The following is a 12,004-nucleotide window of genomic DNA, read 5'->3' on the forward strand; positions in this document are numbered from 1 at the left end:
CGCCGTCCACCTCACCTCAGGTGTCCGGAGAACCGGGGAAGCTCAGCGTACGTGTGGCGGCGTGCCTGGCAGGCCGGTGGTGTGCAGGCGTTGGCGTCCAAGGGCGCATCGGGGCCGGATCCGAAACTGTCCGACGCACAACTGGCCAAGCTGAAGGCCCGGCTGGAACAAGGCCCGGCCGCGGCCGGCTACGACGAGGACCAACGCTGGACGTTGGCGCGGGTCGCGGCGTTGATCGGCCTGATGTTCAAGGTCCGGGTCAGTGTGACCACGACCTGGGAGGCGATGCGGCGGATCGGGTTCAGCCCGCAACTGCCGACCCAGCGGGCGATCGAGCGGGACGAGCAAGCCATCGCCCGCTGGCGCCGATATCAGTGGCCGGCGGTAAAAGACTCGCGGGCAGGCTGAACGCCTGGATCTGTTTCGCCGACGAAGCCGGCCAAACTCTTCACCCCGCCAAGGCGACCACCTGGGCCCCACGCGGCCACACCCCGGTCGTCAAGGTCACCGCCAAAGGCAACGTCCGGGTATCGATAGCCGGGCTGGTCTGCTACCGGCCCGGCCACCCCAGCCGGCTGATCTACCGCACCCGCACCTACCGCGGCCGCAAGACCGACCCGAAAGGGTTCCGGGAACCCGACTTCGCCGACCTGCTGGACGCCGCCCACCGACAACTCGGCGCACCGATCGTGTTGGTTTGGGACCGGTTAGCAGGGCACAAGTCCGCGCGGATGCGTGAGTTGATCGCCGGCCGGCCCTGGCTCAGGGTCTACCTGCTGCCCGGCTACGCCCCCGAGCTCAACCCGGTCGAGAAGGTCTGGTCGGTGATGAAACGCAGCCTGGCCAACCTCCCCGCCACCACCGCCACCGCACTGACCACCGCGGTGAAGAACCGCCTCAAACGCATGCAATACCGTGCAGGCATCATCGACGGCTACCTCACCGCCACCGGACTATCCCCACCCTGACCCCGAAAGGTCTCTAGACGTCCCTGGGGCAGATCACCGTCCGCTCGGGTTGAGGGAGAGGAACCCGTTTCCTTACCTCAAGGGCTTTGCGACATCATGGCGCAGACGAAACCGACCAGAAGGGATCACCGGCCGTGAGTACCTGGACCGACCTGGGCAGACGTCGAGCCGGTCTGCCACCCGAGACAGAACTTGTCGACGGTGTTCCACCCCATCTATTCGGCCCCCTGGAGAGGTGGGTCATGAAACACCGTATGGCTGGGTTGGATGCCTACTGGGACGAACTCCAGCTGCGAATTGGCGTCTTCCTAGCCGGACGCTCCGGAGACAACCTCCTCACCGTCACCGACTTCGTCCTGTTCTGGTATCCCAAGATGCCCCCGAAGCCCGGCGCAAGCGGGCCGTTGACGATCCGTACTTGAAACAACCTTGGCCTGCTCACCTCGCCGAACTGGACCAGATCTTGGCGCTCGGCCGGTCAGTGTGGTGCGTCAACGGTCGCGGCGACGGCCTCGAACGGCGACTCGAACCGGCCATCACCGCCGCGGCGCGCGAAGCGGTCGCCGCAGCACCACCGGCTGCCCAGGACCACCTTCTCGTCGCGTGGGCGGCGGCCTATGGTCGCAGTCCAGATCCAGACAAGGTCTTCCACGAAGTGATTCGAGCCATCGAGGATATCGCATGTCCATTGGTTGAGCCCAGCAAAGCCCAGGGCGGTCGGTCAACGCTGGGCACCGTCATCGGCGAACTACGCAACAACAGCTTCACCAAGTGGGAACTTCTCCTGCCTGGTCACGAAGGCCAGCCACGCGACATCACCCACCTCGTCGGAATGCTAGAGCTGATCTGGCACGCGCAAGTGTCCCGACATGGCGGTGCGCCGAAGTCTCGACGCCAGGACCAAACCGAGGCCCAGACGGTCGTCCACCTAGCGGCGACCGTCGCGCATTGGCTGTCCAGCGGCGTCCTACGCCGGAAAGCCAATCCATGATCGCCTACTGTCTAGGTCCAGGGCGGATGCGTCCCCTGGTGATCACCGAATGTGCAAAGTAGGTCTGAACAACCTTTATGGAGGTCCGTGCGGACCCACCTTGCCATCCGCAGGTCAACGCTCCTCTGGATGCAACCATCCGCCGGACAGGACAGCAATGCATCAGGTCCGTCGACCCGGTGGAATGCCGGCCCTCGCCCGCTCCCCGGACACCGACCTCTACCGGGACATCTTCGCTGAAATGCCGCAAGCTGACCGTATACGGGCCGTATCCGGGTCCGCTGTTCGACCTGAACATCCACTGGTGATGGCCGACGCCGGCTGCGTGGACGAGAGTCAGCCAGCCCAGTGGACCCGCTCCTGATTACCGCTTCGCACGGTTGGCGATGAAGAACAGGTACGCGGCGTTACGCCGCCGCTCGGCGAGGGCGGCGCGGTAGGGAACTAGTGAGCTGATGGCGCCGAGGGCGCCGGCGGCGATGCCAGGGAGTCCACCCGCAGCGCCGAGCGCAATCCCACCGGCACCGACCAGCCCGGGAACAATGGCCTGCCAGCGACGCTCGGTGCGGACCTTTCGCTCGAGTTGGCGGCCGGCAAAGGCGAGTTCCTCACCTAGGCCGGTGAGCGCGTCAGTGCTTTCGCTGAGCGTCCGTGCGGTACGCATGGCGAATCGGACCTTACTGCGCAGGTCCTCCACGGCCTCGTCCTCGGCCGCCGCCCGCGCCAGGGTAGACGCGTCGGCGTCGGGGAGGACGGGGATGTCCGCCCAGATCGCAGCGTGCGCCGGACTGTGGGGCAGTGCCCCTTGCGGGCGAGTAGCCGCGCCTCGAACGGTGAAGCGGTCAGGTAATCGGCGGTGAACGTCTCGCCGGTGACGAGCCGCTCGTTGAGTCGCTGCACATACCAAGCGGTTGCCTGGTCGAGCACCTGCTGCCGCCACGGCTCATAGTTATGGTTCGGGTCGTACGTGCCCAGCAGCGGTCGGCCGAACATCGATGCCCTGGCAGTGGCTTCTCCACCGCGACGGGAGTACAGCCAGAACCTCGGCCATCGCTCGGTATCGTCGCGGGCAGTGACAAGCATGGCCTCCCGTGCTGTCGGTCCTTCGACCACCAGTTGTAGGCGGACCCAGTCGACCAAGGCGGCGCGGCGCAGGTCCCGGGCGGTCATCTGTTCGACCGCAGTGGCCTGCGCGGCCACCCCAAGTTCTTGGGGTACTGGCACGACCACGCCGGCCTCGACTAGCGGGCGCAGCCGTTCCTGGTGAGCGAGGGCATCTGCGAGCGCGTCGTCGGAGCGGTCGTTGACGATCGCGTCGAAGACTCGATCGGCTACGCAGACGTGGTCGGCCCATAGCAGGGTCTGGCCCAGCAGTCGGGTGGCCTCGGTGTCGTCGTTCCACAGCACTGTGGGCTGGGATTGCCGGCTCCGGCCCATCGCCGCGAGCGCGTGCATCACCGCTACGCTGAGCCCTGAGATCGCGTCGGCGAGCAGGTCACGGTCGCCGGTATGTCCGGATCGGAATCCGGCATGCTCGTACAGGTCGAAGCGGTGCCGGCCTAGCACCGGCAGCGTGAGGACCTCGGTTGGCGCGGAAACGTCCAGCAGGGTTTTGACCGCCGGTGGTACATCCACAGGCCGGGCCTCCGGCCGTCCGGTTGGAAGGGTCAGGCCGACGCCGTTCGGCGAGATGTGGAGTCCGTTTATCGTGACCTTGGTGTGTGGAGCGATCCAGACGTCGCCGTCGCCGTCGTCCCGGGTGATCGACTCTCCGGGAATCGAAAGCGGCCGAATCGCACCGTGACATTGCTTGTACTTGATACCGGCGCCACACCAGCACCGGTCGTTACGGGCAAAAGTCGCTAGCGGATTCATCAAGGTCCAGTGTCGCAGACACCGGCTACCAGGCCCGCCGTGTGCTAACCGCGCGGTGTGGGCGGACGAGTCCTACGATGTTTCAAGGTTAGACGGCGTCCGGTGTCTAATGGCCCGAGGCCCTTCGGCGTGTCCGGGCGCAACGCCGCTCGGCGTCGGGGACCCTCGCAGGGTGTCTTCAGCGACCCTCACCATCTGCGGTGACGACGGTGTCCCGGCGTCCGCGTCGGCTACTGATCTTGCTCGCCTTGTCGATGCGCTGCTCGATGAGCACGCGCCGCGCCCCGAGCGCCTGAGCGTTACGGTCGTGCTGGCCGCCCAATTCGATGCCGCGGTCAACGAGGCGTTGAGGATCGGCGGGCACGACTTCGGCCCGTTCGAGTCAGCTCGACTCGGCGGTACCGTGCGCGGCAAAGCGGTGTCGCTTGACGAGGATCACGCCGGAGCACGGGTGGTCATCGACGCCGGCTGGTGGGACGGCGAGTCGGTCAGCGACACCCGCAGGGTCAGCATGCTCGCACACGAGCTTTTCCATTCCCGCCTTAATCGCTTGCGTGTTGAAGCCGGCAGCACCGAGCATCACGCGGGTGACGCCTATACGCCTGCGGCCGGCGCGCGGTGGTCGGTCCGTAACGCAGTCGACGAGCTGCGTTGCGACTTGGCCGCCGACTCTGTCTTGAAGCGTATGTTCACTATCCAAACCGATCAGGGACCTCGGCCATTCCCGTTCGGGATGCTCGGTGCGAGCGATGCCACCAGCTATCTGAATACGGTCCCCGATGCTTTCGACGACGTTTACGCGCAGTGGGCTTCGCTTCCCAACGCTGAGCCAGTCCTGAACCCCGAGGATCAGAGCCTGGTGGCGCGGCACACTGGTCGGCTGTTGACCCTGCTGGCCCATGCTGAGGCCGAAGCGCGATCCTTTGAGATGCCGGGCCCGTTCGTTCTCCCTGAGATCGGGGAACACTCGCTAGCGCAACTGCTGCAACCGCCGTGGCAGATAATCCGCACCACCTACGACCGCCATGTCGGCTGGCGCAACATCGACGCCAACGACACCGCTATCGCAGACGCTGGACAGGAAGCGATTCTCGATCTTTGGCACCGCTTCGGGTTCTAGCCCGTATCTCAGGCAACATGACCGATCATGCGCTCCGGGGTAACAGCTCTGCACCGCAGCGCGCCGGTGAACCTACCGTTGACTCTGTGTATGTGGACGACCAGGTCGCAAACCTGACTCGCACGCCGGTGGTCGCCGCGTCCTTTCCGAGTGTGACCTCGGCGTTGGGTCGATAGGATCCGGCGCGTGAAGCCGATCGACAGGAGCGAGTTCCTCCTCGGTGTCCAGTGGTGGCGTACGCGGACGAGCTGGCCGAACGATTTCCACAACACTGACTACGAAGTGCTGGCCGCCCAGAATCCGGACGGGGCGTTCGTGGATGACTGGTGGACTGTTTTCCTGCCGAGGCTAACCTCGTGGCTGGCGTTGCGGCCGTTTTCCCGGGCCGCGGTGACCACGTTGTTGGTCGCCAACCGGGATGACCTCGCCGAGGCTTGGCATCAGGCGTGCGTGCCGGTGAAGGACAAGGATATTGCCGAGGTCACCTGGGAGCAGGTGCAGCCGTTCCCCGAGGTGGTCGCGCGGCTAAAGCCGACGGCCTCGCGGTCGCCGGTGTTCCCGTCGAAATTCTGCCACTTCCTGCTGCCCCGGATCTTCCCAGTATTCGACAACCTCGCAGTCGGGGGTTCCCCACCTACGCGAGGTACTTCAACCTGATCAAGGGCATTTGGGAGGCCACCCCCACTGACCTAAAAACCGACCTCATCGCGGAGCTGACCCAGCTCATCGAGGGCGGCGGTCGCCGTTCGGTGTACACAGGTTTTCCCCTGGCGACCAAGATTACCGAGCTTGCACTCATCGGACGTAGGCATGCCGACCATCATTGAGGCTCCCTACTCAGGGCCCCTTCGCTGCCGCGACCAGGCGTAACTAGCTTGTGTTCAGGTCACCGCGTCCGGATTATGGCTGTGTGAGAGCGGTTGTACCCAGCACCCGGTATCGGGACTTCATCGCGGTTGCGCGCCGTCATGCGCCGAGCACGCTGCTGCCAGCCCTCGCTGCGGTATCGGCGCGGCAGTTCGACGGCGGGGCGTATCGCCATCAGGCCGATGAAGTGATCTATCCCTGGGTCATCGCGGCGGCAGCGCGGGAGAACATCGCCTTCGGCAACGAGTACCGGTCGGACAAACCGATAACGACCACAGATCTTGGCCGACTGCGAAACACATTTACGAATCTGCATGACCCGTTCCTCAACGCGGTCGGGGAGCCTGGGGCGCTGGACTCGTTTCTGGTCCGCGTAGCGTTTGAGCAGTTCCCGTACCAGCACTCACGGTACGAGGACATGTCGCGCATCCTCCTACTGTTCGATCGGGACTACACCGGACTAGGGTGCGCGGTTACTTCCACCACGGCGTGGGAGCGGCTTCTCTGTCTGCCCGTGGATGCGTTCATGCGAGCGTCCTTCCTGATCTTGGTGAGTGCCCACAACAACGCAGGCTGGTTCGACCCGGGCTGGCTGAGCCAGCCGAACGTGCAGCCAGCGCTGGAGGCGTTCAAGCTGACCGGTGACGACGTAATGAACGTGTTCCGCCGCGTCTTCGCCACCGATTTGGCCACCGTGAAGCGCCGCGTCGCCGCCGAGCGGCTCCAGAACGAGCTGCTGCGACGCTACGAGTTCAACCCGCTGATGGAGACACCGTTCGTCCAGATGCCCGACGGGCGCTACCTGGCTCCAAGCACCCACTTCGTAGCGCAGCGTCTGAGCCCGGCATCGCTGTACTACGTCGGGCTCAGCCTGGGTGTGCAGGAGGTCAGCTCCGACCTCGGCAAGATCACCGAAACGTACGTAGGCGAGCAACTCGCCCTGGTCGACACCGAGTTGGTGCTGCACGACGTTGAGTACGCCAAGGGCCAACGCGCCGCCGACTACGTTGTCGTCCTGCCCGGCGTGACGCTGGTAGTCGAGGTCAAATCGGCCCGAGTCGCACGGCTGGGACGCCTTGACCAAGCGGGCTACCTCGACGACCTGAACAAGGACGTCGGCAAGGCCCTCAGACAGATCCAACGGACGGGCAACATGATCCGCGCCAGCCACGCCGCCTTCACACAAGTCGATCCCACACAGGAGATCCGTGGAATCGTCGTAACCGCCGAACCGCACTACATGCTCAACAGTCCGGCCTACCGAGACCAGATCGCCGACCCGGGCTTCCCGACCGTCATCTTGTCGCTCAGCGAACTGGAGCACGCGATCGCCGCCGCACATGCCGGCCGACCCGCCGACCTGTTCACCGCCCTGACCGCCTACGGCGCCAACGGCATCGACGTGAACGAGGCCATCCGATCCCATGAACACGCGCTTGGGATCGCCGGAACGCGCAACCCGCTGCTCGATGCGGCCTACCAGCGCGCGTGGGGCGACATCAGCCAGGCAGATACGGCGTCGTAACCCGGCGCGTTGCCGAATTGTCGGTAGGGTCGTAACCCGGGAGGTGCGATGAACCCCGGCGACAAACTCGGTCAATGGCACCTGATCGAGACACTCGGCCGAGGCGGCAACGGCGAGGTGTGGCGTTGCACCGGCCGCGATGGCGCCGAGGCCGCCATCAAGGTGCTGCTGAACCAACGCAGCCCGGAACGGCTGGGTCGCTTCCGCAACGAGATCAGCTTCCTCCTCGGCCCCGGACAACGGCCAGGCGTCGTCCCCATCCTTGATCATGACTTGAGTGGCAGAGGCAAAGTCTGGTACGTGATGCCTCTCGCGGTCCCGATCCGCACAGCACTCGGCGCCGACGCCGTCCCGGAACGGGTAGTGCATGCGGTGGCAGTGATCGCCGAGACGCTCGCGGGCCTTGCCGCAGAGGGGATCTCTCACCGGGACCTTAAGCCTGACAACCTGTTGTACCTCGGCGACGCTTGGTCGGTCGGTGACTTCGGGTTGGTCAAATACCCGGCGGGTCAGGCGCTCACGGAACATGGCCGCAAGCTGGGACCAACCGACTTTATGGCGCCTGAGATGCGGGAGTCCCCGGATACCGCCGATCCCGAGCTGGCTGATGTCTATTCGATCGCGAAGACGCTGTGGGTCCTGCTCGCTGGGGCCAACCTGCCGTTCCCCGGGCGGCATCGCCCTGACGACGACATCTGCCGCCTGACCGCGCGGCATGACTACCGATGGGCGCCCCACCTCGACCTACTCATTGAGCGCTGCACCGTCGACGTCCCGGGCGAGCGCCCGCGGATGCGGGAGGTGGCAGACGAACTTGACGCGATGCTCAAACCTACGGCGCAGGTGGCGACAGCAGAGGACTTGGAAGATCTGGAACGGCGCATCGCCGCGATGACCGAATGGCACCGCAGGCGAGACGAAGACCGGGACGCCTTCAACAACCGCATAGCCCAGGCGTGGCGCCGCCTCGTCGAGGAGGTCGCCCAACCGGCCCTCGACGAGTTGGCCCGCCACCTGCCCAACTTCAACACACGACATCCCGTCCAGGTGGCAATGCCCGAGCGCTGGTCTCCCGACCTTCCAGCTACCTCTGTGGCAGCGAAGCCTGGGGCGCCATGGTTTTCGCCCCGGAGACACAGGCGTTCGAGTTGATCTGGGGATTGCTCTGAGAGTTAGCGACGATTCCGGTAGATCGACGGTCGCTGCTGTTGTCGAGGTGCACCGGCACAATCAGGGCCGCGGATGGAGTGTCGCGATCGTGGAGCAGGTGGTGGAGAGTACGGTCGGTTCGGCGCACTTTGAGGCCACCGTTGCGGAGTTGCAGATCGCCTATGCGAGTTGCCTGCCTGTGGTGCTCAAGGAGTTGGCGAACGCATTGGATGTTGAACTGCGACTCGCCGCCAAAATCGCCGGTTCGAGTGAGACTCTATCTGCGTCATGACCGAGCATGTCGAATGAGTCATGCACGAGTTGAGCACCCAATCGGATAGATCAAAATAGGGCGCTTACTGTCCAGGCTAAGCGCCCTGTAGGTGTCGTTACCACTAGCGGCACCACGGACGAGCGAATGGTCGTGTGGTGGACGATGGAGGTTATATGAGAGAAGTCAAGTGTCCGGACTGTGGGACCGCTGACGTAGCGTACCGGGGGACACCGGGAGCGTCGATGGTGCCGAGCCCGCCGATCTGCATGGGAGTGGGCCGTGGGAGTGCCTGCGTTGCGACCGCAAATTCGTGGCTTACCCTTGTCCGTACTGTGGTTCCTACGATATTGAGGGGAATCGCGGTGTGTCAGGAGCTGTCTTTGCTGTCCCACGTTTGATGCTGAGGTGTCTGAGCTGTCGTGAGGAGTTCTTGCCAAGCTCGCCCCCGGAAAGATAGGTCAATATGGCCGAGAGAGCGTACGTCGGGAACGGCGCGCACGATCTCCAGATTGGCGGTTACGACGATGGGTTGGGTTTAGGCGACACCCGCAATCCGACTAGGCTTGGCAACGGGCAGCGTGATCAATGACAGGGGAAGCGGGCGAGGTGTCGTGGAAGGGCGAGGTGGAGCATCAGATCCTTCGACTAGAAATCCGTGACAATGTAGAAGGGGTTGCGCTCGGCTACAACCATCTGCGCCTTACGCTCAAGCCAGTCACCCATGCCGCGGTCGCTTTCCAACAAGAATATTAGCTCGTTCAACTCGGCCAGCACCATGAGTTTCTGTGAGAGCACATCACGGCAGGCCGATATTGCAGGCTCGGTGAATCCAGAAACTGATACGAAAAGTCCCCTCGCATCGGGGCGTCGGAAGAGTCTGATCAGGTGACTGGACATGGCCGTGATTTCGACAGGATCACGCCACCATTTTACTTCCACGAAATACAGATGTGCTCCCGCAGTGATCAGTCCATCTATTTGCTCCTCCGGGCTTCCTGCGTTGCGGATCTCGAACGGCTCCCGAATCTGGACCCCTTCAACGGCGCACAGTTCTGCTAGTAGCCCCTCCAGTAGCCTGCCCCTCCGCTGGGCATTGGGCTCGTTCTTGGCCTCGATCATTTTGGCTCGAAGCGATGCGCGCGCCTCGCGTCGAGCTTGCTTCTGCGCATGAACCTCGCCCTGCTGGCGAAGTCGCTCCGCGCGCTCCCTGTCGCGCTCCTGCTGAATTCGAGTGAAGGAGTCCTTTACATTCACCATCTGGCGAATGGTCGCCACCAGCCCGCGCGCCTTGTCCTGTTCGTTGGGCCATGACAATGAGAAGTCTTCCCATTCCACGACACGACGAACCACCTCTCGCCGTGGCGCAAGGTAGCGGTCGCCTCCTTCGTTCAGGCGACGAAGAACGGTACGTGCGATATGATACTTATTGACCGACTGGGGATCGCTTTCCAAGCTGCTTTGAAGATCTCTCAGGAGTTCTTCCGGGGCGCCTGCACTGCGGAAGAAGTTGAGCGTCTGCTCCTTTCCCCTGATGAGTACCGGGATGGTGTCCACCAGCCGTTCGACAAGATCCGGTGTATGATGCCACCTCGCGTCTGACAATGGATTGCTCCTTGCGTGCCCCAGTGACTCGATCAACCGGCTGGACGAGACGCTGAGCCAGCCGACCGAAAAGTTGGCCAGCGGATCTAGGCGAAGATGCTGACCGACTCATCAGATTACAGTCGGTGCATGGGCCACGCCATCTCCTGGTCACGGGCCAGAGGATGCGGTTGGCGGCGCGGGTGACAACTGAGATGGCCCAGATGTACGGGTTGGCGCCGCGTGCCGACAGCGATCACTGGGCCTGGATCGAGTTGATCGTGGTGGCGCAACCCGCTGTCGGGTGAGACCGATGGCCCGAGCGCGTCGTGGGTGAGGTCGCCGCCACATGTCGATGGCGCTGCTGCGCGCTTCGCCCACCTGCTCGTAGCTGTGGCCGGCACCGAGACTGATTACTTGTACTGGTTGGCAACGCAGTCTCAGATTCAGCCGGGTTGTCAGAGACCTTCGGCGGCTGGGACGCGACCGAGGACGGGCAGAGCGCGAAAGGCTTCAGCGTGAGACACACCTATCCGCATGCCGTGGAGCCGCGACAGGGTTTCGGCCATTGGCCCGAAGTGGTCGAGGATCGGTTGTGACGTATGGGCTTGCAGAGCGGCGATCTTGGTTGACCATTGGTCAGTGGTGTCGATGATGGTGGGCAGATGCAGCGGCTTGCCGTGTTGGTCGAGATTGTTGTAGCCGTCGCAGTGGTAGACCCGGTTTGGGTGTCCGGTGGTGATCACGACCTCGGGTAGCGCGGCGAGCACGTGTTCGGCGCATCGGCGGTGCTCGGGGTGGATGTCGTCGGTCGAGTGGGTGATGACGATGTCCGGGCGGACTTCGGTCAGCAGCGTGCTGATGGTGGCGGGCGTGAGTGCGTCGAGGAGGTACAGGTCAGCGCCGAGGATCTGGGCGCCGGCTGTCGCCTCGGCGGCACGGATCGGGTCGGTTTTGGTGACGGTGATCGTCGCGGTCCCGCCGTTCTGGACGTGGCGTGCGATGGTGCCGCCGGCCCAGAGTTCCGCGTCGTCGGGATGGGCCATCACGGTCATCAGGACGGGTGAGGTCACCATAATTCGAGGGCTTCGATGACGTCGGCCGGGCGCGGCAGCAGCGGGCTTACCTGTCCGGTCGGGGCCACGGGTACGGCGATGCTGTGATCGAGGCGGATCATGTCGCGCCATTTGAGGGCAAGATCGAACTGTTCGCGAACGACGCGGCCTCGGCCGGCGTTGAGCCGGCCCGATGCGGCGAGTTCGTCGAGGGTGAGGCCGTCGGCGAGGAGGGTGGCGGCGGTTTTGGCGCCGATGCCGTGGACGCCGGGGATGTTGTCGGCGGGGTCTCCGGTCAGGGCGCGGTAGTCGGCCCATTGGGTGGGGGTGACCTGGTAGCGGGCGTAGACCTCGGCGGGGCCGATGTGGCGGTGGCCGGAGCGCATCTTGGTGTTGAGGACGCTGACGCGGTCGGTGACGAGTTGGCAGTAGTCGCGGTCTCGGGACATGAGCAGGATTCGCCGCGGTGGCGGGGTGGTGTGGACGAGTGCGGCGATGACGTCGTCGGCCTCGGCGTGTTCGAGTTCGGTCCAGGCGATGCCGCAGTGGTCGAGGCCGCGTTTGACGTCGGGCAGGAACTGGATCGGGGCGAGCGCGGC

13 protein-coding genes are annotated in these 12,004 nt (G+C 64.3%); 8 read left to right on the forward strand and 5 right to left on the reverse strand.

Translation table 11 applies throughout. The features are described 5' to 3' along the window. Positions 1-51: 51 nt before the first annotated feature. The 3 genes from Prum_RS31780 (at position 52) to Prum_RS31790 (ending at position 1,959) form a co-directional block, all read left to right on the forward strand. Complete coding sequence (locus Prum_RS31780) at positions 52-408, forward strand: winged helix-turn-helix domain-containing protein (protein WP_246278217.1); 357 nt, start codon at positions 52-54, stop codon at positions 406-408. Further along, on the forward strand, positions 375-968 hold the full coding sequence (locus Prum_RS31785; RefSeq protein ID WP_173079808.1) for a transposase: 594 nt from the start codon (positions 375-377) through the stop codon (positions 966-968). The genes Prum_RS31780 and Prum_RS31785 overlap by 34 nt, the downstream gene beginning before the upstream one ends. Positions 969-1,386: 418 nt before the next feature. Continuing rightward, the gene (locus Prum_RS31790) at positions 1,387-1,959 is read left to right on the forward strand and encodes a hypothetical protein (protein WP_173079809.1); all 573 of its coding nucleotides are present in this window, start codon (positions 1,387-1,389) and stop codon (positions 1,957-1,959) included. A 364-nt stretch (positions 1,960-2,323) separates the two neighbouring features. On the opposite strand, the gene Prum_RS31795 is transcribed toward Prum_RS31790, so the two are convergent. Together Prum_RS31795 and Prum_RS31800 are read right to left on the reverse strand one after the other, a co-directional pair. Next, positions 2,324-2,623 (reverse strand): hypothetical protein, encoded by a 300-nt coding sequence (locus Prum_RS31795; RefSeq protein WP_173079810.1) that lies wholly within the window; start codon positions 2,621-2,623, stop codon positions 2,324-2,326. After that, the gene (locus tag Prum_RS31800; protein ID WP_173079811.1) at positions 2,572-3,834 is read right to left on the reverse strand and encodes an SEC-C domain-containing protein; all 1,263 of its coding nucleotides are present in this window, start codon (positions 3,832-3,834) and stop codon (positions 2,572-2,574) included. The genes Prum_RS31795 and Prum_RS31800 overlap by 52 nt, the downstream gene beginning before the upstream one ends. A 172-nt stretch (positions 3,835-4,006) precedes the next feature. On the opposite strand from Prum_RS31800, the gene Prum_RS31805 reads away from it, so the two are divergent. The 5 genes from Prum_RS31805 to Prum_RS31825 all read left to right on the forward strand — a co-directional run bounded on the left by Prum_RS31805 (position 4,007) and on the right by Prum_RS31825 (position 8,787). After that, a complete protein-coding gene (locus Prum_RS31805; RefSeq protein ID WP_173079812.1) occupies positions 4,007-4,954 on the forward strand; it encodes a hypothetical protein in 948 nt (315 codons plus the stop codon). Positions 4,955-5,140: 186 nt separating this feature from the next. Beyond that, a complete protein-coding gene (locus tag Prum_RS31810; RefSeq protein WP_173079813.1) occupies positions 5,141-5,611 on the forward strand; it encodes a hypothetical protein in 471 nt (156 codons plus the stop codon). Between the two features lie 253 nt (positions 5,612-5,864). Then, entirely contained in the window at positions 5,865-7,346 is a 1,482-nt protein-coding gene (locus tag Prum_RS31815; RefSeq protein ID WP_173079814.1) for a nuclease-related domain-containing protein, read from the forward strand. A gap of 48 nt (positions 7,347-7,394) precedes the next feature. Further along, the gene (locus tag Prum_RS31820; RefSeq protein WP_173079815.1) at positions 7,395-8,498 is read left to right on the forward strand and encodes a protein kinase domain-containing protein; all 1,104 of its coding nucleotides are present in this window, start codon (positions 7,395-7,397) and stop codon (positions 8,496-8,498) included. Between the two features lie 106 nt (positions 8,499-8,604). Then, positions 8,605-8,787, forward strand: a complete 183-nt coding sequence (locus Prum_RS31825; protein WP_173079816.1) for a hypothetical protein — start codon at positions 8,605-8,607, stop codon at positions 8,785-8,787. A 627-nt stretch (positions 8,788-9,414) separates the two neighbouring features. Here the strand turns inward: Prum_RS31825 and Prum_RS31830 are convergent. The 3 genes from Prum_RS31830 to Prum_RS52200 all read right to left on the reverse strand — a co-directional run bounded on the left by Prum_RS31830 (position 9,415) and on the right by Prum_RS52200 (position 11,989). Continuing rightward, a complete protein-coding gene (locus Prum_RS31830; protein WP_173079817.1) occupies positions 9,415-10,323 on the reverse strand; it encodes a restriction endonuclease in 909 nt (302 codons plus the stop codon). A gap of 485 nt (positions 10,324-10,808) precedes the next feature. After that, on the reverse strand, positions 10,809-11,405 hold the full coding sequence (locus Prum_RS31835; RefSeq protein ID WP_246278218.1) for a PIG-L deacetylase family protein: 597 nt from the start codon (positions 11,403-11,405) through the stop codon (positions 10,809-10,811). A 14-nt stretch (positions 11,406-11,419) separates the two neighbouring features. Continuing rightward, positions 11,420-11,989: a 5'-3' exonuclease gene (locus tag Prum_RS52200; protein ID WP_308785441.1), complete on the reverse strand. Its 570-nt coding sequence runs from the start codon at positions 11,987-11,989 to the stop codon at positions 11,420-11,422. Positions 11,990-12,004 lie beyond the last annotated feature (15 nt).

Source organism: Phytohabitans rumicis (assembly GCF_011764445.1).
Taxonomy (GTDB): Bacteria; Actinomycetota; Actinomycetes; order Mycobacteriales; family Micromonosporaceae; genus Phytohabitans; species Phytohabitans rumicis.